This window comes from Pontivivens ytuae, assembly GCF_015679265.1.
In the GTDB taxonomy this organism is placed as follows: Bacteria; Pseudomonadota; Alphaproteobacteria; order Rhodobacterales; family Rhodobacteraceae; genus Pontivivens; species Pontivivens ytuae.
Genome location: NZ_CP064942.1, coordinates 3600733 through 3623972, shown reverse-complemented (window position 1 = coordinate 3623972; position 23240 = coordinate 3600733). Strand labels below are relative to the sequence as shown.

19 protein-coding genes are annotated in these 23240 nt (G+C 69.2%); 4 read left to right on the top strand and 15 right to left on the bottom strand.

Translation table 11 applies throughout. The features are described from left to right. Positions 1-249 precede the first annotated feature (249 nt). The 3 genes from I0K15_RS18000 to egtB are packed head-to-tail and all read right to left on the bottom strand — an operon-like array spanning position 250 to position 3113. Complete coding sequence (locus tag I0K15_RS18000) at positions 250-921, bottom strand: DNA-3-methyladenine glycosylase I (RefSeq protein WP_196102859.1); 672 nt, start codon at positions 919-921, stop codon at positions 250-252. After that, the gene (gene egtD, locus I0K15_RS17995; RefSeq protein WP_196102858.1) at positions 921-1859 is read right to left on the bottom strand and encodes an L-histidine N(alpha)-methyltransferase; all 939 of its coding nucleotides are present in this window, start codon (positions 1857-1859) and stop codon (positions 921-923) included. Before egtD ends, I0K15_RS18000 begins: the two co-directional genes overlap by 1 nt. Positions 1860-1862: 3 nt before the next feature. Continuing rightward, positions 1863-3113 carry an ergothioneine biosynthesis protein EgtB gene (egtB, locus tag I0K15_RS17990; protein ID WP_196102857.1) on the bottom strand — a complete coding sequence of 417 codons (1251 nt, stop codon included), beginning with the start codon at positions 3111-3113 and terminating at the stop codon, positions 1863-1865. Between the two features lie 269 nt (positions 3114-3382). Between egtB and I0K15_RS17985 the strand changes: the two genes are divergently transcribed. After that, complete coding sequence (locus I0K15_RS17985) at positions 3383-4252, top strand: LysR family transcriptional regulator (RefSeq protein ID WP_196102856.1); 870 nt, start codon at positions 3383-3385, stop codon at positions 4250-4252. Between the two features lie 84 nt (positions 4253-4336). On the opposite strand, the gene I0K15_RS17980 is transcribed toward I0K15_RS17985, so the two are convergent. From I0K15_RS17980 to pcaC, 4 genes are read right to left on the bottom strand one after another with little or no spacing between them, the layout of a single operon-like run. Beyond that, a complete protein-coding gene (locus I0K15_RS17980) occupies positions 4337-5197 on the bottom strand; it encodes a 3-oxoadipate:acetyl-CoA acetyltransferase (protein ID WP_196102855.1) in 861 nt (286 codons plus the stop codon). Further along, positions 5190-5783 carry a protocatechuate 3,4-dioxygenase subunit alpha gene (pcaG, locus tag I0K15_RS17975; protein ID WP_196102854.1) on the bottom strand — a complete coding sequence of 198 codons (594 nt, stop codon included), beginning with the start codon at positions 5781-5783 and terminating at the stop codon, positions 5190-5192. The genes I0K15_RS17980 and pcaG overlap by 8 nt, the downstream gene beginning before the upstream one ends. Beyond that, positions 5783-6502, bottom strand: a complete 720-nt coding sequence (gene pcaH, locus I0K15_RS17970; RefSeq protein ID WP_196102853.1) for a protocatechuate 3,4-dioxygenase subunit beta — start codon at positions 6500-6502, stop codon at positions 5783-5785. The genes pcaG and pcaH overlap by 1 nt, the downstream gene beginning before the upstream one ends. Then, positions 6499-6876, bottom strand: a complete 378-nt coding sequence (pcaC, locus tag I0K15_RS17965; RefSeq protein ID WP_196102852.1) for a 4-carboxymuconolactone decarboxylase — start codon at positions 6874-6876, stop codon at positions 6499-6501. The genes pcaH and pcaC overlap by 4 nt, the downstream gene beginning before the upstream one ends. 84 nt (positions 6877-6960) lie before the next feature. Between pcaC and pcaQ the strand changes: the two genes are divergently transcribed. Then, positions 6961-7869 (top strand): pca operon transcription factor PcaQ, encoded by a 909-nt coding sequence (gene pcaQ / locus I0K15_RS17960; protein WP_196102851.1) that lies wholly within the window; start codon positions 6961-6963, stop codon positions 7867-7869. Here pcaQ and I0K15_RS17955 read toward each other — a convergent pair. Then, entirely contained in the window at positions 7853-8467 is a 615-nt protein-coding gene (locus tag I0K15_RS17955; protein WP_230374176.1) for a TetR/AcrR family transcriptional regulator, read from the bottom strand. The two genes, pcaQ and I0K15_RS17955, sit on opposite strands and share 17 nt — an antisense overlap. 88 nt (positions 8468-8555) lie before the next feature. On the opposite strand from I0K15_RS17955, the gene I0K15_RS17950 reads away from it, so the two are divergent. Together I0K15_RS17950 and I0K15_RS17945 are read left to right on the top strand one after the other, a co-directional pair. Then, positions 8556-9695, top strand: coding sequence for an efflux RND transporter periplasmic adaptor subunit (locus I0K15_RS17950; RefSeq protein WP_196102849.1), 1140 nt, complete (start codon positions 8556-8558; stop codon positions 9693-9695). Positions 9696-9698: 3 nt separating this feature from the next. Next, positions 9699-12848, top strand: a complete 3150-nt coding sequence (locus I0K15_RS17945) for an efflux RND transporter permease subunit (protein WP_196102848.1) — start codon at positions 9699-9701, stop codon at positions 12846-12848. 264 nt (positions 12849-13112) lie between these two features. Here I0K15_RS17945 and I0K15_RS17940 read toward each other — a convergent pair whose 3' ends face one another. The 7 genes from I0K15_RS17940 to I0K15_RS17910 form a co-directional block, all read right to left on the bottom strand. Beyond that, positions 13113-16301 (bottom strand): efflux RND transporter permease subunit, encoded by a 3189-nt coding sequence (locus I0K15_RS17940; RefSeq protein WP_196102847.1) that lies wholly within the window; start codon positions 16299-16301, stop codon positions 13113-13115. Between the two features lie 4 nt (positions 16302-16305). Beyond that, entirely contained in the window at positions 16306-17439 is a 1134-nt protein-coding gene (locus I0K15_RS17935; RefSeq protein WP_196102846.1) for an efflux RND transporter periplasmic adaptor subunit, read from the bottom strand. A 147-nt stretch (positions 17440-17586) separates the two neighbouring features. Continuing rightward, the gene (locus tag I0K15_RS17930) at positions 17587-17877 is read right to left on the bottom strand and encodes a hypothetical protein (protein WP_196102845.1); all 291 of its coding nucleotides are present in this window, start codon (positions 17875-17877) and stop codon (positions 17587-17589) included. After that, complete coding sequence (locus tag I0K15_RS17925; RefSeq protein ID WP_196102844.1) at positions 17864-18601, bottom strand: HpcH/HpaI aldolase family protein; 738 nt, start codon at positions 18599-18601, stop codon at positions 17864-17866. The genes I0K15_RS17930 and I0K15_RS17925 overlap by 14 nt, the downstream gene beginning before the upstream one ends. A 61-nt stretch (positions 18602-18662) precedes the next feature. Then, complete coding sequence (locus I0K15_RS17920) at positions 18663-19568, bottom strand: histone deacetylase family protein (RefSeq protein ID WP_230374175.1); 906 nt, start codon at positions 19566-19568, stop codon at positions 18663-18665. A 70-nt stretch (positions 19569-19638) separates the two neighbouring features. After that, positions 19639-22389, bottom strand: coding sequence for a [protein-PII] uridylyltransferase family protein (locus tag I0K15_RS17915; protein ID WP_196102843.1), 2751 nt, complete (start codon positions 22387-22389; stop codon positions 19639-19641). A 65-nt stretch (positions 22390-22454) separates the two neighbouring features. Next, positions 22455-23231, bottom strand: a complete 777-nt coding sequence (locus I0K15_RS17910; RefSeq protein ID WP_196102842.1) for an enoyl-CoA hydratase-related protein — start codon at positions 23229-23231, stop codon at positions 22455-22457. Between the last annotated feature and the right edge of the window lie 9 nt (positions 23232-23240).

Below are 23240 nucleotides of genomic sequence, written 5' to 3'. Positions count from 1 at the left end.
CCAATACCCTGTGGGCAGCGCACGCATCTCTAGCTGAGCGTCCTCCGGCTTGAAACGCCGCAAAGCGCCCTCCCGTGGGGAGGGTCGGGCGCTGCCCGGCGGTGCCGCCGGGCGGAGCGTTGCCTTACGTGGCACCGCCCCGGACTTGATCCGGGGTCGTCCTCTGTGGGGCGATCCGTTGCGAGCGGCCCCGGATCAAGTCCGGGGTGGTCGTTCCCAGAACCGTCCCGACCACCGCGCCGGGCCCCCTTAGCCGATGCTCATCGCGAGGGTCCGGCTGATCTCCGTCAGGGACCTGCCCGACTGCGCCGCCCATTCGTTGAACGCCGCCTGGATCGCCCGCTGCGCCTTCTGCGAGGTCGCGGGGCCGTCGATCACGCCCTCAGCCTCCAGCCGGGCCACTACGTCCTGCGCCAGGATGAAACTATCGCGGCCCATGAAGCGCAGCATGTACTGCGCCGTCGTCCCGCCGAGCCGCGTGCCCCGTTTCTTCAGCATCGCGAGAAGGCCCACATAGTCCTCCGCCGGCCAGCGCGCGATCACGACACCCGCGGGCTGGCCATGTTCCTGCGCAAGCTCTTGAAGAAACGCCGCATTCTCCCGCACCGCGCGGATCTTCGCACCATGCCGCACGATGGAGGTGTCGGAGGTCAGCTCCTCCAGCCGCTCGTCGCTCATCATCGCGCAGTGGCCGACGTCGAAGCCGCGGAAGGCCGTCTCGAAGCCCGGCCACATGCTGTCCACGACCTTCCAGTTGAAGCCCGCCTGGAAGATCGCGCGGGTCATCGCCGATAGCCAGCGGTCGTCCGGCACCGCCTCCAGCTCGGCCTGGGGCATCGGCTTCGTGAGCTTCGCCTCCAGCGCCTCGGCCCCGCCCTGACGTTCGGCGGCGAGGGCGAAGATCTGGTCGTAGGTGCGCATCAGGCCGGTGCCAAGAGGACGACGGAGAACATCTCGTCCGCATCCGACAGCACCGTCTCCACCCGCCAGCCGCCGCGCGCGGCGAGCTCTTCCATCCGGGTGCGGGTGTATTTGTGGCTGTTCTCGGTGTGGATGCTCTCGCCTTCGGCGAAGATGAACTCCGCCGGGCCGACGCGCGCGGTCAGCGGGCGCATTGCCACCAGATGCATCTCGATCCGCTCGGCCTCCCCGTTCCAGCGCGCCTCGTGCCGGAAGGCGTCGAGGTCGAAGGTCCCGCCAAGCTCCCGGTTGATCCGGGCCAGCACGTTGAGATTGAAGCGCGCGGTCACGCCGGCCGCATCGTCATAGGCGGCGATCAGCGTAGCCGCGTCCTTCACCCGGTCCATGCCGAGGATGAAGCCCTCGATCCCGTCCCAGCCGCACACGCGCGCCAGCAGGTCCACGGCATCAGCCTCGCTGAGATTGCCGATGGTGGAGCCGGGGAAGAAGGCGACCTTCGGCACGCCCGCAAGCTGCTCCGGCGGCGCGATATCGCCCATGAAGTCACCCGCCACCGGCACGATGTCGAGCGCCGGGTAGTCGCGGGCGAGCCCGGCGGCGACCTCCGCCAGAAACGCCTCCGAGATGTCCATCGGCAAATAGGCCGAGAGCTGCGTCAGGTGGTCGAGGAGGATGCGCGTCTTCACGCTCGCCCCGCTGCCGAGCTCCACCAGCGCGGCCCCCTCGGGCACCCGCGCCGCGATCTCGCCGACGCTCTCCCGCAGGATCTTCGCCTCGGTCCGCGTGGGGTAGTACTCGGGAAGCTGCGTGATCTCCTCGAACAGCGCGGAGCCGGCCGCGTCATAGAACCACTTGGCCTCCAGCCGCTTCTGCGCGCGGCCGAGCCCGGCGAGGACCGAGGCGAGGAAATCCGGTGCGGGGGCGAGCGTTCCGTCCATGTCTCAAACGTCCTTCGCAAGCCGCAGGCCGAGCATCTGCCAGCGTTGATGGGGATAGAAGAAGGTGCGGTAGGTCGGGCGCATCTGGGCCGCGGGCGTGGCGCACGACCCGCCGCGCAGCACGAACTGGTTCACCATGAACTTGCCGTTGTACTCGCCGATCGCGCCCTCGACGGGGCGGAAGCCGGGATAGGGCGTGAAGGGGCTCTGCGTCCACTCCCACACATCGCCCCACATCCCGCCGCCGGGCAGCGGGCGCAGCGCGCCGTCGTCGAGGAAGTTGCCGCGGATCGGCGTGTCGCGGCCCGCGAGCTCCCATTCCTGCTCCGTCGGCAGGCGCATCCCGGCCCAGCGGGCATAGGCCTCGGCCTCGTAATAGCTCACATGCACCACCGGCGCGTCGAGGTTGACCGGCTGCGGGCCGCGCAGGGTGAAGGACCACCATTGATCCTCCTGCTTCCACCAGTAGAGCGGCGCGTCCCACCCCTCGGCCTGCGCCGTCGCCCAGCCGTCGGAGAGCCAGAGCGGGGCGGTTTCGTACCCCCCGGCTTCCATGAAAGCGATCCACTCGCGGTTGGTGACCGGCCGGTCCGCGAGGGCGAAGGGCGCCACGTAGGTCCGATGACGCGGCCCCTCGCAATCGTAGGCGAAGCCCCCGCTCGCATGGCCGATCTCGACCAGCCCGCCGTCGTGGCTCGTGAAGGTCAGCGGCTGTTCGGAGCTGACCGCCACCGGCTCCGGATCGCGATAGGCCGGCATCAGCGGGTTGAAGGAGAGGCCGTGGAGCAGATCCGTCACCAGCAGCTCCTGATGCTGCATCTCATGATGGCAGCCGAGTTCGACCAATGCTGCGATGTCGTCGGCATCGTCGCGACCCGCGCTCATCAGCCCGCCCATCGCGTCGTCCACATGGGCGCGATAGGCGCGGACATCCTCGACCGTGGGGCGCGAGACGAGACCCCGCTTGTCCCGCGCATGCCGCGGCCCGGCCTGCACGTAGTAGGAGTTGAAGAGGAACGCGAAACGGTCGTCGGGCGAGGCATAGCCCGGCACCCGCTCCTTCAGGATGAACTCCTCGAAGAACCAGGTGGTGTGCGCCAGGTGCCACTTCGCCGGGCTCGCATCCGTCATGGACTGGAGCATCATGTCCTCGGGTGCGAGGGGCTTTGCCAGCCGCTCCGTCGCCGTCCGGGTGTCGTGGAAGAAGTCGAGCGCCTGCGCGGGGGCAAGCGGGGCGGCGGCGGGACGGGTCATAGGCCCCTCCTCTTCGGGACTGCAGGTGTGGGCGAGAGATGGGACGCGGTCGGAGCTCTGCAACGACGCGGACGATCACGTTCGACTGACCGGACAACGGCGCCGGGGCGCCGGTGCCCCAAGGCTGGAAAGGGTGCGGGACGGTCGCGCATGCGGCGCATCCTCCTTTCGCTGTCGGATCACGATACCGGAGCGCGGGGTTTCCAGAACCGCCAATACCGGTCCATAGTGGTGCGTAAACGAACCACCACCAGCGAAAGGTTGCTCAAGTGGACTGGGATCACCTCCGCCTGTTCCTCGCCACCGCCCGCGCGGGCAGCCTGCGTGCCGCCGCCGATGAGCAGAAGGTGAGCCACGCCACCATCCGCCGCGCGCTCGACGGGCTGGAGCAGACGCTCGGCACGACCCTGTTCGAGCGCTCACCGGGCGGGGTGGCGCTGACCGGCTCGGGCGAAGTCCTGCTGCGCCACGCGCAGAGCATGGAGGGCGAGACACGCCAGATCGCCCGCCGCCTCTCCGGCCTCGACGCCGCCCCGCGCGGGCGGATCCGGGTAAGCCTGCCGCCCTCCTTCGCGCTCGGCTTCCTCGCCCCGATCCTCGCGAGCTTCACCGAGGCCTATCCGGAGATCACGGTGGAGATCATCGCGACCAACCGCATCTCCAACCTTACGCGGCACGAGGCCGACATATCGATCCGCGCGGCACATACCGTCGAGGACGACGTGGTGGGCCGCCGTCTGCTGCGCTATGTGGTGGGGGCCTTCGCCTCACCGGCCTATCTGGAGCAGGTCGGCGTGCCGGAGCTTGGCGACGGGCACAAAGCGCACTGGATCGGCTGGGGCCGCGACGGCGAGTGGGTCTCGCAAAGCCCCTACCCCCGCGCCGGGATCCGCCACGTGCTGCCCGAGATCTTCATGCAGCTCGAAGCGGCGGCGCAAGGCATCGGCATGGCCTGGGTCCCGTGCTTTCTCGGCGATCAGGAGCCGCGGCTGGTGCGCGTGCCGGGTCTGCAACCGGTGCCCGATCGCTCTCTCTGGCTGCTACTCCACGGCGACCTGCGCGGTAGTGCGCGGGTGCGCGCCTTCGTCGACCATGCGGCCAAGGCGGTGCTCGCCGATCGGGAGCGGTACACGACATGAGAGGGCGGGACCGCCTCCGGCGGGGATATTTGGACGAATCCGAAGGGGCTTTCGGATTCGCCCAAATATCCAAATCCAACGATATCAAGCCACGCTGGCGGTTGGGACCGGGCGCAGTCCCAGCATCTCACGCGCCTGCGCCGGTGTCGCCACGGGGCGGTCGTACTTCGCACAGAGGTCGGCCGCGCGCGCGATCAGGGCGGCGTTGGAGGGCGCGAGCGTATCGCGGTCGAGGCGGATGTTGTCCTCCAGCCCCGCCCGCGTGTGGCCGCCTGCCGCAATCGCCCATTCGTTGACGGTGATCTGGGTGGCGCCGATGCCCGCGGCGCACCACTGCGCCTCCGCCGCGCGGGTGCGCATGGTCTCCACGTAGAAGTCAAAGACTGTCTTGTCGGCGGGCATCGCGTTCTTCACACCCATGACGAATTGCACGTAGAGCGGCCCGAAGAGCTTCCCCTCCCCATGCAGCCGGATCGCCTGGAGGATGTGGGAGAGGTCGAAGGCCTCGACCTCCGGCACGATCTCGTAGGTCCGCATCTCGCCTGCCAGCCAGTCCACGAGGTCCGGCGGGTTCTCGTAGACGCGGGTCGGGAAGTTGTTCGACCCGACTGAGAGCGACGCCATGTCCGGGCGCAGCGGCAGCATCCCCCCGCGCTCCTTCCCCGCGCCCGAGCGACCGCCGGTGGAGAACTGGACGATCACGCCGGGGCAGTGCTTTTCGAGGCCTTCCTTCAGGCGCGCGAATTTCTCCGGATCGCTGGACGGGCTCTCGTCGTCGTTGCGGACATGGGCGTGGATGATGGAGGCGCCGGCTTCGACCGCCGCGTGCGAGGATTCCACCTGCTCCGACACCGTGATCGGCACGGCCGGATTGTTCGCCTTGCGCGGCAGGGAGCCGGTGATCGCACAGCAGAGGATGCAGGGTTTCCCGGCGACGTCAGACATCGAGAAAGACCGTCTCGCCAGGGCCTTGCAGGTGGATGTTGAAGCAGTACGTGTCGCCCTGTCGCTCCGCCACCAACGTCCGCACCCGGCTCGGGGGGTCAATGCGCGCGAGGAGCGGGTCCCCAGCATTCGCCTCCGCCTCGTCGGCGAAGTAGATGCGGGTGGCGAGGCCCAGGTTGATGCCGCGCGCCACGAGCCAGAGGCTCAGATGCGGCGCCTGCATGCGACCGTCTGGCCAGGGCACGCGGCCCGGCTTGATCGTCTCGAACCGGTAGAGGCCGGTCTCGCCATCGGTCGGCTGCCGCCCCCAGCCGGTGAAGACGGGATCGGCGGTGCCGCGGGTCTCGGCGGGCGAGGCATAGAGCCCGTCCGCGTCGGCCTGCCAGATCTCCAGCAGCGCATCGCGCAGGGGGGCGCCAGCGCCGTCGTAGACGTAGCCCTCCACCGTGATCCGCTCGCCGCGCGTGGCGTCGGTCACCATTGCCGCCCCGAGGTCAGGTCCCCGCCCCTTCAGCCCCGCGAAGCTCGGGACGCAGCCGATATGGACGTAAGGACCGGCGGTCTGGGATGCGCTTTCCTTCGGCATCACGCGCCCTCCACCCGGTTCTCGAAGAAGGTCTGGCGGTGCCCCCGCAACACGAGGTCGAAGCGGTAGGCGCGGGCGTCCATCGGCACGGTCGCGCCCATGTCGAGCCGTGCGGTCAGCGCGTCGATGGCCGCCGGGTCGGGGATCGTCTGTACGATGGGGCAGAGCGCGATGTGGGGATCGCCCTCAAAATACATCTGCGTGATGAGCCGCTGCGCCCAGCCCTGCCCGAAGATCGAGAAGTGGATATGGGCGGGCCGCCAGTCGTTCGCGCCGTTGGGCCAAGGGTACGGGCCGGGGCGGATCGTGCGGAAGGCATACGCCCCGTCAGCGCCGGTGATCACCCGCCCGCAGCCGCCGAAATTCGGATCGAGGGCGGCAAGATAGCCGTCCTTCTTGTGGCGATAACGCCCGCCAGCGTTAGCCTGCCAGACCTCGATCAGCGCGCCGGGCACCGGGCGGGCCTGCTCGTCGAGCAGGCGGCCGTGCACGATGATCCGCTCGCCAATGGCGCTCTCGCCGGGCTGGGCATAGTTCTCGATCAGGTCGTGGTCGAGCGGGCCGAGCAGGTCGTGGCCGAAGACCGGCCCCGTCGCCTCGCTCAGCGAGTTTTCAAACGACAGCTTCGGCAACCGCGGCGACCGCAGGACAGAGCTCTTGTAGCCCGGCGTATGCGCGGGCGGGTGGACCTTCGGGTCGCGGGGCAGGAACGTGGTCATTCGGCCATCTCCGCCAGGGTCTGTTTCGCGAGCTTGATCGCGTGGTTGGCGCGGGGCACGCCCGCATAGATCGCGACGTGCTGGAAAACCTCGGCGATGTCCTGGGGGCTCGCACCCGTTCGGGCGGTGGCGCGGACATGCATCGGGATCTCCTCGAAACTCCCCGTAGCTGCCAGGATCGCGAGGGTGAGCATGGAGCGTTCGCGGCGGGTCAGCGCATCGCTCGCCCAGACCGTGCCCCAGGCGCCTTCGGTGATGAGCTGCTGGAACGGCGCGTCGAACTCGGTGCGCGCCGCCTCGGCCCGATCCACATGCGCGTCGCCGAGCACGGCGCGCCGCGTCGCCTCCCCGGCCCAGCGTCGATCGTTGGTCATGGAGCCTCCCGTTTTGCCTGAGCCTTCCATGCGGGGCCTGCTTGGTCCAATGTCGAATTCCACGTCATTCATAGCGAAACCGATATGCTTCTGTCAGACCGTGTCCGCCTGCGCCACCTGGAGATCTTCGTGGAGGTCGCGCGCCAGGGCAGCGTCACGCGCGCAGCGGACGCGCTGTCGCTGACCCAGCCCGCGGTCAGCCGCAGCTTGCGGGAGCTGGAAGCGACGCTCGGCAAGCCCTTGACGGAGAAGGCCGGGCGCGGGCTGCGCCTCTCCCCCTTCGGCGTGAGCTTCGTGGAGAAGGCGGCGCGGGCCGTTGCACTGGCGCGCGAGGCGGTGGAGGAGACGCGGCGCACCGATGGCCCGCCGGTGACCCTCGGCGCGCTGCCCACGGTGTCGGCGACCATCGTGCCGGAGGCGGTCGCCCGCTTCCGCGCCCTCGCCCTCGGCAGCCGTCTCACCGTGCGCTCGGGCGAGAACGACGTGCTGCTGGAGCAGTTGCAGCGCGGCGCGCTCGATCTGGTGGTCGGGCGCCTGCCCGCGCCGGAGCGGATGCTGGGCCTCACCTTCGAGCCGCTCTATCGCGAACGGGTGGTCGCCGTGGTCGCGCGGGGGCACCGGCTGGCGGGCCAGCCCCTCACGCCCGACGCGCTGGGCACCGGGCCGGTCCTCGTACCGAGCCGCGGCTCGATCATCGAGGGGGCGGTGGCGCGGCTGCTGCTGGAGCATGGGCTCACCCCGCCGCAGGATGCGATCGAGACGGTGTCGGACAGTTTCGGGCGGGCCTTCGTGCTCAACCACGGCGCAGTCTGGTTCATTTCCGAAGGCGTTGTCCGCGCCGATCTTGCCGCCGGGCGGATGACCGCCCTGCCCCTCGATACCGCGACGACGCTCGGCCCCGTCGGCCTCTGCCTGCGGCAGGACGTCACGCTCAGCCCCGCCGCCGCGCGCCTCGCCGACCTGCTGCGCGAGGCCGCTAGCGGTCGATCATGACGCGGCGCGCGATCTCCCACAGCAGGCCTTCCACGTCGATCGGCATATCGATCACGTCGACCTTCTCGTCGATCAGCAGGAACGACAGCCCGTGGACGAAGGTCCAGAGCATGAAGGCCCGGGTCTTCACATCCTCGTCCACCTCGTCGCGGCCGAGATAGAGGGCGACCTCGTTCTCCACCAACGCGTAGTGGCGGGGGGCCTCCTCCATCAGTTCCTCGCGCTTGGCGTGGTCATGGGCGAGGCCGAAAACCAGCCGAAAAACACCGGGTTCCGTGGTGGCGAAGCGGATGTAGACGCGGCCAAGCTGCACGATGCGTTCCAGCTCCCCCTCCGGGCATTCGGCCACGGCGGCGCGCATCATCGCGAACTTGCGCTCCATGCCGGCCATCATGACGGCGGCCAGCATCTCGTCCTTGTCCTTGAAGTGGCGATAGGGAGCGGCCGTGGACACGCCAGCGACCCGGCACGCCTCCGACACAGAGAACTGCTCGGGCCCCTTCTCCTCCACCAGGCGGCGCGTCGCCTCGACGAGCTGCGCGCGCAGATCGCCGTGGTGATAGCCTTCTTTACGTTGGATTTCCGTTTCGCTGCTCATGATCCGGTATGTGGCGGTTTGCGTAGACCTTGTCAAAGTTAGAATGCTTAACATATGTTAGAGGCACTCACATAGCCGGAGCCGGACCATGACCCAGGATGTGCAGTCCCCTTCCTTGTTCCGTCGCGCGCTGCGGCGTACCGGAATTCTCCTCCTCACCACGGCGACGATCGGCGGCGCGGGATATGCCGTGCTCCTCGGCAGCCAGACGATCAGCGCCCGCGCCTCGGCGGTGGAGATCGCGGAGGTCGCCGAGCCCCTGCCCGTCACCGTCCGCGCGCTGGAGCGGGAGGACGGCTACACCGTCACACGCCGCTTCACCGGACAGGTCGAGGCGGCGCAGACCACGGACCTCTCCTTCGAGTTCGGCGGCCGCATGGCGGAGATCACGGTGGACGAAGGCGACATCGTGGAGGAAGGCGACGTCATCGCCAGGCTCGACACGGCGTTGCTGGAAACCGAGCGGCGGCGGTTGGAAGCCGCGCGCGATGCGCTTGTCGCCCAACGCGAATTCGCCCGGCTCTCCACCGAACGGCGCGCGGAACTGAGCGAGCGGGGCTTCGCCTCCACCGAAGCCTTCGACCAGGCCCGCTTCAGCGAGGCGGAGCTCACCGCCCGGATCGCGGAGACCGACGCCGGCATCGCGGAGGTCGATGTGCGGCTCGAGAAATCGGTGCTGGAGGCCCCCTTCTCCGGCCGGGTCGGCGCGCGCGGCGTGGACCTCGGCACCACCGTGTCGGCAGGCGCCCCCGTCATCTCTCTGCTGGAGGAAGCCACCCCCCGCGTCCGCATCGGCCTGCCCGTCTGGCTGGAGCCGCAGGACACCGCCCTGATCGAGATCGCGGGTCGCACCTACGAGGGCGAGCTCCACTCCGTCCGCCCCGATATCGACCCGGTGACGCGGACACGCACGGCGCTCTTCGACCTTGCCCGCGGCTCCACTGCCGCCTTCGGCGAGACCGCGACGCTCATCATCACGCGCGAGGTCGAGGAGGCCGGCACCTGGGTTCCCGTCCGCGCGCTGCGCGAGGGGGCGCAGGGCCTTTGGACCGTGCTCGTCGTCGATGACGAGGACCGCGTCCGCTCCGCCGCCGTCGAGCTGATCCATACGGAGGCGGAGCGCGCATACGTCCGCGGCACCTTCGAGGACGGCACGCGCCTGATCTCCGCCGGGCCGCACCGGGTCACGCCCGGCCAGCTCGTCCGCCCGATCGCCGAGGGGGCCTGAGCCATGGAGACGCTGACCTTCCGCCAGCCGCGCCTCGTCGCGCTGATCCTGCTAGTCCTGATCTCAGCAGGCTTCTCCTCGCTGCTCTCGCTCGGGCGGCAGGAGGATCCGACGATCACCAACCTCTTCGCCACCGTCACCACGGCCTTCCCAGGCGCGGATCCGGCCCGGGTCGAGGCGCTGGTCACGGCGGAGATCGAGGAAGAGCTGCGCGCGATCCCCGAGGTCGACACCCTCGACAGCGTGTCGAGCAACGGCGTCTCCGTCATCTCGGTGGAGCTTCTGGAAACCCTCGACGAGGAAACCATCGAACAGGTCTGGTCCGAGGCGCGCGACGCCGTGGAAGACGCCCGCCGCCAGTTCCCGGACGGCGTGCAGGCCCCCGAATTCGACGCGGACGGCGTCAGCGCCTACTCCACCGTCATCGCGATCAGTGCGGAGCATGACGCAGTGCCGCTCGGCCTGATGTCACGCCACGCACAGGCGCTCGCCGACCGGCTCCGCTCCGTCCCCGGCACCGAGCAGGTCGAGCTCTATGGCGAGCCAGAGGAAGAGGTGCTGGTCGAGGTCGATGCCCGCCGTGCGGCCTCCCTCGGCCTCACCGCCGACGCGATCTCCGCCGCGATCCGCAATGCGGACGGCAAGGTGCAGGCAGGGCGGTTGCGCGCCACGGGCTCCGACCTCGCCATCAACATCTCCGGTGAGGTGGAGGCCATCGACCGCCTGCGCGACGTGGTGTTGCGGGAGAACCCGGACGGCGCCGTCACCCTGCTCGACGATATCGCGACGATCACCCGCGGGCCGCGGCAACCGGCCGAGGAGCTGTCGCTGATGAACGGCCAGCCCGCGATCCTGATCGGCGCGATCGCCGAGGATGGCCTGCAGATCGACACCTGGATGGCCGATGTCCGTGCGCTGCTGGAGGCGGAGGCCGATGCCGTGCCCCTCGGCCTCGACCAGCGCATGGTCTTCGACCAGAGCACCTACACCACCGCCCGCCTCGCCGAGGTCGGCACCAACATGGCGATTGGCGTCGGCCTCGTGATCGCGGTCCTGCTCATCACGCTGGGCGTGCGCGCCGCGGCCATCGTCGCGCTGGTGCTGCCGGTGGTGAGCCTGGCCACGCTGGCCACGATGAACATGATCGGGCTTCCGATCCACCAGATGTCGGTCACCGGCCTGATCGTGGCGCTCGGCCTGCTGGTCGACGCGGCCATCGTGATGACCGACGAGGTGCGTCAGCGGCTGATCGCGGGCCTGTCCCGTCAGGCCGCGGTCGGCCACGCCGTTCGGCGGCTGACGGCCCCGCTGATCGCCTCGACGGTCACCACGGCGCTCAGCTTCACGCCGATGATCCTGCTGCCGGGGCCTGCGGGCGACTTCGTGGGCTCGATCGCCATCGCCGTGGTGCTGATGCTCTTCTGGTCGCTCTTCCTGGCGATCACAGTGACGCCGGCGCTGGCCGGGCGCTTCCTCGCCGCCGGTGAGGGGCGCGGGATGCTCGCACAGGGGATCTCCGGCGGTGCGCTGGGTCGGGTGTTCCACCGTACCATCCGCTGGTCCGTAGCGAACCCGGCGAAATCCATCGCGATCTCGCTGATCCTGCCGGTGATGGGCTTCATGAGCTTTCCGACGCTCACCGCCCAGTTCTTCCCCGGCGTGGACCGCGACCAGTTCTACCTGGAGGTCGAAATGCCCGACGGCACCGCCATCGGGCAAACCGCGCGCGCCGCCGAGCTGATCGACGGCGTGCTGCGCGGCAAGGACGGTGTCGAGAGCGTCTACTGGTCCATCGGCAAATCCGGTCCCGCCTTCTACTACAACATCGTCGGCGGGCGTTCGCGCGAGCCGGGCTTTGCGCAGGCGCTCATCACCTCCGCCTCGCCGGAAGCATCAGCCCGGCTGGTGCCCGAACTGCAGGCCGAGCTCGACGTGCTGGTCCCCGACGCGCGGGTGCTGGTCCGCGGCCTCGTGCAGGGCCCGCCCGTCGCTGCCCCGGTGGAGCTCCGCTTCGTCGGGCAGGACATGGCGGTGCTGCGTGAGCTGGGCGACGAGACGCGCGCTATCATGGCCGATCTCGACATGATCACGCAGGTGCGCAGCTCCATTTCCGGCGGCGCGCCCAAGGTCCGCTACGACATCGACGAGGCGAAGGCGCGGCTGCTTGGCCTCGACCTGACCGGTGTCGCACGGCAGCTCGAGGCCTCGCTGGAGGGCGTCACCGGCGGATCCCTGATCGAGGGGACCGAGCAGATGCCGATCCGCGTGCGTCTGGGCGACGAGATCCGCGGCGACCTCTCGGCCATCACGGATCTGCCGATCCAGTTGCCGAATGCGAGCGCCGTCTCGGCCACCGGCGCCTTCCCTGCCGTTCCCCTATCGGAAATCGCGACGGTGCGGCTGGAGCCTGCGGAAAGCGTAATCACCCGCCGCAACGGCGAACGGGCGAACACGGTGCAGGCCTATCTCGTCCCCGGCGTGCTGCCCGAAGAGGCGCTCAAGGCCGTGCGAGCCGAGCTCGATGCCCGCGGCTTCACCGTGCCCGCGGGCTACCGGATGGAGATCGGGGGCGACAGCGATGCGCGCTCGACGACGGTGCGCAACCTCATGGCCTCCGTCGGGCTGATCGTGACGCTGACCATCGCGACCATCGTTCTCACGTTCAATTCCTTCCGACTGACGGCGGTGGCGCTGGTGGTCACGGTGCTCTCGGCGGGGCTGTCGATGCTCGCCCTCGCGGTGTTCCAGTACCCGTTCGGAATCAACGCGATCATCGGCGTGATCGGCTCCATCGGCGTGTCGATCAACGCGGCGATCATCATCCTGACAGGCCTCAAGGCGGATGAGGACGCGGCCGCCGGCGACCGAGACGCGATGGCGCGGGTGGTGCATGGGTCGAGCCGTCACATCGTCTCGACCACCATCACGACCTTCGGGGGCTTCCTGCCGCTGATCCTGGAGGGCGGCGGCTTCTGGCCCCCCTTCGCGATGTCGATCGCGGGCGGCGTGCTGCTCTCCACGGTGGTGTCCTTCTACTTCACCCCGCCGATGTTCGCGCTGGTCTACCGCCGCAAGCGGGCCGAGCCCGACGTTGTGCAGCCCGAGCTGCCCATCGAAGCTCCACGCTATCCGGCGGCGGTGGCGGCGGAGTGATCAGGTCTCGGCTCAACGAAGAAGGCTGACGCGAAGGTTCGCCGAGACGAAGCTTGACATCCTCCTTCCCCGAAAGGGCGAGAGCCGTAGTTGCTTCACGCCTAGCCTAAAAGAAAGAGCGCGCCGCCCGTCAGGGGCGGCGCGCTTTTGTCTGTGCTGGCAGAGGTGTGATCAGACGCTTCGTCAGCTCACTTGCCCGAAGCAGCCGTACCCAGAAGCCGCACGATGCACCCGCCGGCGCATCGCGCGACCGCCATGATCGATCTATTCCGCCGCGACCGTCTCTTCCTGCCGGCCGCTGCCGCCCAGCGAACCGATCCAGCGGCAGACGACGTAGAACACCGGCGTGAAGATCAGGCCGAAAAAGGTCACGCCCAGCATCCCGAAGAACACCGCCGTCCCCAGCGCCTGGCGCAGCTCCGCGCCCGCGCCGCTCGCGATCATCAGCGGCACCACGCCGAGGATGAAGGCAAACGACGTCATCATGATCGGGCGCAGGCGCAGCCGTGCGGCCTGCGCTGCGGCTTCGACCCGGCTGCGACCCTCCTCCTCCGCCTGTCGGGCGAATTCGACGATCAGGATCGCGTTCTTCGAGGCCAATCCGACAAGGACGATGAAGCCGATCTGGGTGAGCACGTTGTTGTCCATACTTCGGAACAGCACCCCCGATATGCCCGCGAGCAGACACATGGGCACGATGAGGATCACCGCGAGTGGTAGCAACCAACTCTCGTACTGCGCCGCCAGCAGCAGGAACACGAAGATCACCGAGAAGATGAAGGCGAAGACGGCTGTGTTGCCCGCCAACGTCTCCTGCAACGCGATCTCGGTCCATTCGAAGCCGAAGCCGTCGGGCAGCCGCTCACCCAGCAGTTGCTCCATCGCGGCAATCGCCTCACCGGTCGAGAACTGCGGCGTAGTCGAGCCCTGCACGGCGGCCGCCGGGAACAGGTTGTAGCGCGCCACGCGGTACGGCCCCGTGATCCGGTCCAGCTCCGCCACCGAGCCGATGGGCACGATGGAGCCGTTGTCGGACCGGGTCCGCAGGTCGAGGATGTCCTGCGGATTGCCCCGGAACTCGCCATCGGCCTGTGCGGTCACGCGGTAGGTGCGGCCTAGGAAGTTGAAATCGTTCACGAAGGCGGAGCCGAGATAGACCGACAGCGTCTCGAACACCCGCTCGGGCGGCACGCCGAGCTCCTCGGCCTTCACCCGGTCGATATCGGCGTAGATCCGCGGCGTCGCCGTGTTGAACAGGGTGAAGACCGCTTGCAGGCCCTCCACCCCGTTCGCCGCACCGACGATGTCGTTCACCGTCTGCTCCAGCGCGTCGAGGCCGCGGCCCCGCTCATCCTGCACGTAGAGCGTCCAGCCGCCGGAGGTGCCGATGCCGCGCACTGGCGGCGGCGCCACGATGAAGATGTTGGCGTCCGTAATCTGCCCGACGCGGGCGAACGCCTCCTGCGTGATCGCCTCGTTGGTCAGGCCCTGCGGCAGCCGCTCCTCGAACGGATCCGTGACGATGAAGACCGCGCCGGCATTGGGCGCGTTGGTGAAGGTCGCGCCGTCCAGCCCGGTGAAGGCGACGGTGTGCGCCACCCCCTCCATATCGAGCAGCATGTCGGAGGCGCGGGCGACGACCTCGTCGGTCCGCGTCAGCGACGCACCCGGCGGCAACTGCACCACGCCGATCAGGTAGCCCTGATCCTGCTCCGGAATGAAGCCCGCCGGCGCGCGGTTGAACTGGAAGTATGTCAGCGCCATCAGCCCTGCATAAACCAGCAGCATAACCGCCGTGACCCGCAGCGCCATCTGCATGAAGCGGCCATAGCCGGCCGCCAGCTTCTCGAACGCCCAGTTGAAGCCCTCGCCGAACTTGCGGAACGGCCAGCTGATCGCATGGATCACCTGCCCGATCGGACCGCGCTGCGGCTCCTCGCCTTCCTTGTGGGGCTTGAGCAGCATGGCGGCGAGCGCGGGTGAGAGCGTGAGCGACAGGAAGACCGAGATCAGCGTCGCCGTCGCGATCACCACCGCGAACTGACGCATGAACTGACCCGTGATCCCCTCGATGAACGCGGCAGGCACGAAGACCGCCGTGAGCACGAGGCCCATGCCGACCAGCGCGCCCGACACCTCGTCCATCGTCTTGTGGGCGGCGTCCTTCCCGGACATGCCCTCGGCGAGGTATCGCTCCATGTTCTCGACCACGACGATGGCGTCATCGACCACGATCCCCACCGCAAGCACGAGGCCGAAGAGCGAGAGGTTGTTCAGCGAGAAGCCGAAGACCGACATGATGAAGAACGTCCCGACCAGCGAGACCGGGATTGCGAGGATCGGGATCAGCGACGCGCGCAGGTTCTGCAGGAACAGCACGATGACGAGGACCACGAGGATCACGGCCTCGATGATGGTCCGATAGACCTCGTTGACGGATTCCTGGATGAACTCCGTGGGGTTGTAGACGATCTCGTACTCGACGCCGGGCGGGAAGCCGGCCTCGAGATCCTCCATCAGATGCTCCACCGACTCCGCCGTCTCCAGCGCGTTGGTGCCGGGCCGTTGGAAGATGCCGATGGGCAGCGCCGTGGTTCCGTCGAGGTAGCCGTTGGTGGAGTAGTCTTGCGCGCCGAGCTCCACCCGTCCGATATCGCGCACGCGCACGGTGCGGCCGTCATCGGTGGAGAAGAGCACGATGTCCTCGAACTGCTCCGGATCGACGAGGCGGCCTTGGGTCTCCACCGTCAGCTCGAAGGCTCCGGGGCTCGGCATCGGCTGGCGGTTGAGCGTGCCGGAGGCGACCTGCACGTTGTTGGCCTGCAGGGCCGCGACGACCTCACCCGCCGTCAATCCGCGGGCGGAGACGCGATCGGGATCGAGCCAGATGCGCATGGAATAGGCCCGCTCTCCGAAGATCGTCGCCTGGCCCACACCGGGCAGACGCAGCATCCGATCCACGATCTGGGTGCGCGCATAGTTGGAAATGTAGAGCTGGTCGCGCGACTGATCCGGGGACAGAACATGGACCACCATCAGCAGGTCCGGCGAGTTCTGTCGGGTCTGCACACCGAGACGGCGCACCTCTTCCGGCAACCGCGGCTCCGCGATGGCGACGCGGTTCTGCACCAGCACCTGCGCCTCGTCGAGGTCGGTGCCGAGCTCGAAGGTGATCGTCAGCGTCAGCCGCCCGTCCGCCGTGGACTGGCTGAGCATGTAAAGAAAACCCTCTACCCCGTTGATTTCCTGCTCAAGAGGCGTGGCGACGGTATCGGCGACGACCTCCGCCGAGGCGCCGGGATACTGCGCCGACACCTGGATCGTGGGCGGTGCGATCTCGGGATAGGGTGCCACCGGAAGGCGGGTGTAGCTGATGGCGCCGACCAGTGTGATGATGATCGCGAGGACCGCCGCGAAGATCGGGCGGTCGATGAAGAAATGGCTCATCCGCATCGGATCATTCCTCGAGCTGGGCGGTCAGATCCTCGGTCTGCGGAGCTACCGGACTGCCCGGACGCGCGCGCTGGAGGCCGGAGACGATGACCCGGTCCCCCGGCTCCAGACCGTTGCGGATAACGCGCATCCCACGGTGGATCGGCCCGGTCTCGACCGTGCGAATCTCCACCACGTCCTCGCCATTCACGACATAGGCGATCTGGTCCGACTGATCGGCGAGCAGGGCGTCGTCAGGGATCAGCAGCGCCTGGTATTCCGGCGAGCCCTGAACACGGACCCGGCCGAAGGCGCCGGGCTGCAGCAGCCCGTCCGCGTTTTCCAGCGAAGCGCGGCCCAGCAGCGTGCCGGAGTTCGGGTCGAGCTGATTGTCGACGAAGCTGAGCTGGCCCTCCCGCTCCCACGTATCCTCGTCCATGAGCTGGATGTAGACGGGCCGCGGCGTGTCGCGGTTCGAGCGCGGGATCGTCAGCCCTTCGAGGCGGGCGTAGCGCAGGTAGTCCGCCTCCGACACGGTGAAGACGAACTCGATGGGATCGACGCTGACCACATTGGCAAGCTCGGTCGCACCGTTCGGCCCGCCGACCACGAGGTTGCCGACATCGATGTAGTGCTCCGATATCCGCCCGGTGATCGGGGAGGAGACGAGCGTGAATTCCACGTCGAGCCGCGCGCGCGTCACGCCGGCTTCGGCAAGGGCGACGTTTGCCTCGGCCTGCTGGAACTCGGCCAGCGCCTGGTCCGCCTCGCTCTGCGGACGAGCGCCCCGCTCCACAAGCTCGCGCGCACGGTCGAGCTCGATCTGGGCGAGCTCACGCTGTGCGATGTAGACGTCGCGGGTCGCGACCGCCTCATCCAGCGCAGCGTCGAAGGGGCGCTGGTCGATCTCGAAGAGCACCTGCCCCTCCTGGATCAGCTCGCCTTCCTGGAAGTGGATCTCGTTGAGATAGCCGGAGACGCGGGCCTGCAGCATGACCGATTCCACGGCCTGGAAGCGTCCGGTGAAGACGTCCCAGTCGACCACCGTCTCCTCGATCGGGTTGGCGACGACCACGGTCGGTGGCCCCTGCTGCGCAAGGGCGGGTGTGCTCAGGATGAAGCTGGTGGCGAGGGCAAGGCGAAAGGCTGCTGCAGACATGGAGTATCCAGATTGCTCTAGGCGGCCGGCGGGTAAAACCGAACGTGCCGTTTCAGATGAATGCAGCGCCAACGGTCGGACCTGGGTCGCTACAGGATCTCAACATGCAATCGTTGCGGAAGCGTTCTTCCAGATTTCTGCAGCGTTTTATCTGGAATCGTCGTCCGGGCGCAGACGTCCCGCGCGCCCGCCCCGGCGGCCGCCGGGCGGCACCGCCCGCTCCCGCCCCTCGCGCAGGACGGCGGTCATCGGGTGGTCGGGATGGCGCGGCTCGTAGTAAGCCACGAGAATGTCGAGCTTTTCGCGCAGCGTGTCCCCGGCCTCGCCAAGTGCCCAGTCAAAGAAGATCGAGCGGCAATCCTCCGGCCCCACCTCCATGCGGTAGGCTTCTGCGATCAGACCGCGGGGATCCTGGGGCAGCGCATCACTTCTGGACATCGGCAGCCTCCCGCCCGCGGGACAGCGCCGTATCGAGCGCCGTGGTCAGCGCCCCGACATCGCTGGCGACCGATACGTCGGTGAAGCCCATCGCAGCAAGCGTCCCGACATCGCCCGCCGGAAACTCGACGGAGCCGCAGGCGAGCCCGGCGTCCCGCGCGATGCCCGCAAGTTGCCGCGCCGCCTCGCCAACCTCGGGCGCGTCCTTCCGCAAACCGGCCTGTGCCGCGTAGTCCGCGGGGCCGAGGAACAGCATCCCGACCCCCGGTACCGCAGCGATGTCAGCTGCTCGCGAGAGCCCCTCCGGCCCCTCGATCTGAAGGATGAGCTGGTGATCGCCCGGCCAGTTCCGCGCATAGTCCGCGGCAGCACGGCCCCACTGCGCGGCGCGGATCACGCTCTGCGCCTCCCCGCGCGCCCCGCTTGGGGCGTAGTGGAACCAGCGCGCGGCGGCCTCCGCCTGCTCCACACTCTGCACGTTCGGGATCATCACACCGTCCCCGCCCGCGTCGAGCGCGCGCTTGATCCAGGCCTCGCTGAGCTCGGGCACGCGCACGTAGCCGCGCACGCCCGCGCCGCGGATCGCCATCAGGCTGAGCGCCATGGTCTCCACTCCGATGGGTCCGTGCTCCAGATCGACGAGCGCCCAGTCGAAGCCTGTCTGCGCCACGATCTCGGCCACGAAGGGGCTCGGTAGGTCGATCCAGCATCCCAGTCGTGTCATGGCGTCTCCCTCCGCTCGCGTCGCGGGACGATGGCGCAGCGGGTTTCGGGTGGCAAGGGGGCTATGCTGCCGCAGCCGCGGCCTCGACCATCAGGGCGTGGCGCGCGGCGATGGCGCCCGGATCAGGGCCGTAGCCTCCGCCGATCACGCCGACCACAGGGACACCCCGCGCCCGTGCCTCGCCCAGCACGTGGGCATCCCGGGCGGCCAGGCCCGCATCGCTCAGCGCCAGCCGCCCCAGCCGGTCGTTCTCATGGGGATCGACCCCGGCGTTGTAGAAGACGATCTGCGGTCGCACCTGCTCCCAGAGTGGGGCGAGCACCTCGCGCAGCACCTCCAGATAGGCCCGGTCGCCGAGCCCGTCGGGCAGCGCGAAGTCGAGGTCCGAAGACGCCTTGCGCGCCGGATAGTTCTTCTCCGCATGCAGCGAGAGCGTGAAAACCGCCGGATCATCGGCGAAGACCCGCGCAGTGCCGTCGCCCTGATGCACGTCGCAATCGACGACGAGCACCCGGCTCACCTGCCCTTCGGCCACCAGGGCGCGCGCCGCAATGGCGACATCGTTGAAGACGCAGAACCCCGCGCCCTTCCCCGGCCCGGCATGGTGCGAGCCCCCGGCGAGGTTGACCGCGACGCCGTGCTCGATCGCAAGCCGCGCGGCGAGCGCCGTACCGGCGGAGGCGAGGCGGGCCCGGCGCAGCACCCGCTCGGTTTGCGGCAACCCGATCTCGCGCACCTCCGCATCGGTAAGGGCGAGGCGAAACGCCCGGTCGGCATAGTCGAACCCGTGGGCCGCGGCGACCTGCGAGAGCGGCGCCGGGGCGGGCGCGATGAAGCCGCCCGTTTCGGGGAGCACGCCTGCCTGGATGAGGCGCTCGCGCAGGTAGCCGTATTTCGACATCGGGAAGCGATGCCCCGGCTTCAGCGGCGCCATGTAGTCGGGGTGGTAGACGATGGGCAGGGTCACGGCCGTGCGCCTCGGCTGAACGCGATATCGCGCGGCGCAAGCGACATCCGTTCCAAGGCGAGCCGCTCCGTCACGCCGCGAGTCTCCGGTCGATCAGGTCGCCCGCGGCGTGGGCGGCCGCGATCAGGCGCTCCTCCAGCACCGGGATGCTCGTGGTGCCGGTCTGGCGCAGCAGCACCTGTGCGAGGCCCGGCCCGTCCGTCTCCGGCCGGAAGGGGCCGTTCACCGCGACCCGCCCAAGCGCCTGGACGCAGCCCATCAGCGTTCGCGCCTCGGCCAGCACGTCACGCTCGCCCGCGTTGAGCCAGCCCGCCTCGTGCAGGCGCTCCACCGCATCGTGGCCGAGCGGGGCGTCGCCGAGCGGCGTGAGCAGAACGCCCGCCTGCAGGAACAGGTCGAGGTCGAGCAGGCGCCCGCGGCCTTGCTTCACCTCCCACGGGCCCGGCTCCGCCTCACGCGCCTCGAAGAGACGGCGGCGCATGTCGGCAGTCTCGCGCAGGACCTTCTCGACGTCCTGCGGGGTGGTCAGCACGTCCGCCGCGATCCCGGCGACGCGGGCGCGGAGGTCGGCAGGCCCGGCAACCGGCCGCGCGCGGGTCAGCGCCAGATGCTCCCAGACCCAGGCCTCCTCTCGCTGGTAGCGATCGAAGCTCGCGAGCGAGACCGCCACTGGCCCTTGCCGGCCGGAGGGGCGCAGCCGCATATCGACCTCATAGAGCGTGCCCTCCGCCATCGGCGAAGAGAGCGCCGCAACCAGCCGCTTGGTCAGCCGCGCGTAGTATTGCGGCGCGCCGAGCGGCAGGCGGCCCGCGCTCTCCTCCGCCAGATCCGCGTCGTAGATCACGATGAGGTCCAGGTCGGACGCCGCCGTCATCTCCCGCGCGCCGAGCTTGCCGAGGGCGAGGACCATCGCACCCTCGCCCGGCGGCGGACCGTGGCGATGGGCCTGTTCCTCGATCGCGAGCGGCAGCAGGACGGCGAGGCAGGCCTCGGCGAGGTCGGACCACGCCCGCTCCGCCTCGGCGGTCGCCGACAGCCCCCGCAGCAGATGGACGCCGATCCGGAAATGCCGCTCCTTCTGCCAGCGGCGGGCGGCGTCGAGGGCGCGCTCATAGTCCTCGGCATCCTCAACAGCGGCTTCGAGCTCCGCGCGCAGGGTCTCGCAATCCGGCAGCGGGGCGAAGAAATCCCGGTCGAGCACGGCGTCGAACACGGCGGAGTTCCGGCCGAGATATTGCGCGAGCGCCGGGGCCGTCGCGCAGATCTCCACCAGCAGATCGAGCAGCGCGCGGTTCTCATCGAACAGCGAGAACACTTGAACACCCGCCGGCAAGCCTCTGAGAAACCTGTCGAACTGAATAAGCGCTGCCATCGGGTCGGCCGCGTCCGAGAGCCGCGACAGGATCGCGGGCTCAAGCCGCGAGAACAGCATCTCGGCCCGGCTGGAGCGCAGCGCGGGCAGGCGCGGCCACTCGCCCATCAGGCGCTGGGCATCCGGATCACTGCGCAGCGCCGCGGCGGCCTCACCCCCGCCGTCCTCGTGCGGCTCATCGGGCGCGGTAAGCGCGTGGACTCGGGTGAGCCGCGCCTGGAACCCCGCTTGCCAGATCTTGGCATCCGGCTCTCCGCAGAGGGCGGCGAGGCGCGCGCGGTCCTCCTCCCCGGTCGGGACGAGGTGGGTCTGCGCATCGTCGAGCATCTGGATCCGGTGCTCCACGTCGCGCAGCGCGTAGTAGTCGTCGGTGAGCTGTCGGGCCGTGTCATCCTCCACCCACCCGGCCTCCGCCAGCGCCGTCAGGGCCGCGATCGTGCCGCGCTGGCGCAGCTTCGGATCGCGCCCGCCGGTGATGAGCTGCTTGGTCTGGGCGTGGAACTCGATCTCCCGGATGCCGCCGCGCCCCAGTTTCACGTCGTGGCCCGGCACCGTGATCGGCCCGGTGAGCCCCTTGTGGTGGCGGATGCGCGCCAGCATGTCCTCCGCATCGCGGATGGCAGCGAAGTCGAGGTGGCGGCGATAGACGAAGGGCGTGATCCGCTCGAGGAACCGCTCCCCCGCCGCGATGTCCCCTGCACAGGGCCGCGCCTTGATGAAGGCCGCCCGCTCCCATGTCCGGCCCAGCGTCTCGTAGTACCGCTCCGCCCCCTCCATCGAGAGGCAGACCGGCGTCACGCCGGGGTCGGGGCGCAGGCGCAGGTCGGTGCGGAAGACATAACCCTCCTCGGTCACGTCGCCCATCATGCGCACCAGCTTCTTGGTGACGCCGACCAGCACGGCGCGGATCTCGGCCTGGTCGGCGGGGTCGTGCAGGCTCTCGTCGAAGAGGCAGATGATGTCGATGTCGGAGGAGTAGTTGAGCTCTCGCGCGCCGAGCTTGCCCATGGCGAGGGCGACGAAACCCGTAGGCGCACCGGTCAGCTTTCCCCGCGCGCGTTCGACCGCGATGAGACTCGCAAGCGCATGGTCGAGGGCGGCATCGGCGAAGCGGCTCAGCGCGCCCGTCACCTCCGCCGTTGACCAGATCCCGCCGAGATCGCAGAGGGCGGTGAGCAGCGCAAGCCGCCGCTTGGCCCGGCGAAGCACGACCGCGGGATCGCCCTCGCTGAGCTGGCAGAGCGCCTTGAGCGTATCCTCCGGAGCAGCGACGGCGATGGAGGCCAGCCACTCCGCCTCCCGCGTCGCGAGCGCCCCTAGGAACCGCGCGTTTCCGGCCGCGCCCGCCACCAGATCGGCGAGCGGCCCGGCAAAGGGCGCGGCGACCTCGCGTCCGCGGGTAGCGTCCCACGGCACGGGCGCGCGACGTATCCGATCGGAGAGACTCATGGATCTATCGGGCATGGCGCCACAGATAGGGTCAAGCGCGGTCCGGGCCCAGGGGCGGTGACGCCTCAGCGCCCCTCGTACCTCGCCGGCCGCTTTTCGAGGAACGCCATCACGCCCTCGGTGAAATCACGGGTCTGGCCCGCCTCGCCCTGAAGCTTCGCTTCGAGGTTAAGCTGGTCGTCGAGGGTGTTGTCGTAGGTGCCGCGCAGCGCCTGCTTGATGCGGGCATAGGCCTGCGTCGGCCCTTCGGCGAGCTGGCGGGCGCGGCGGGCGATCTCCGCCTCGAACTCGGCATCCGGCACGGCGGCCCAGATCATGCCCCACTCATCGGCCTCGCGCGCGGTGATCTTGTCGGCGAAGAGGGCTGCGCCCATCGCCTTCGCGAACCCCATCTGCCGCGGCAGCCAGTAGGTGCCGCCCGCATCCGGGATCAGGCCGATCCGGGCGAAGGCCTGGAGGAAGAAGGCGCTCTCCGCCGCGATCACCACATCCGCTGCCAGCGCGATATTGGCCCCGGCCCCTGCCGCCGGGCCGTTGACGGCGGAGATCGTCGGGATCGGGCTGTCGTAGATCGCCTTGAGCATCGGCTCGTATTCGTCGCGGAGTGTCCGCTCCAGGTTCACCTGCGCCGCGTTCTTCCGGTCGCCGAGGTCCTGGCCCGAGCAGAAGCCGCGCCCCGCCCCGGTGATGACCAGCACCCGCGCATCCTCCGGCGCGTGGCGCACGGCGTGCAGGATGTCGGCGCGCATCTGCGCGTTCAGCCCGTTCATCACGTCGGGGCGGTTCAGGGTCAGCGTCGCGACGTCGTCCTTCACCTCGTAGAGGATGGTTTCGTAGTTCATCGCGCGCTC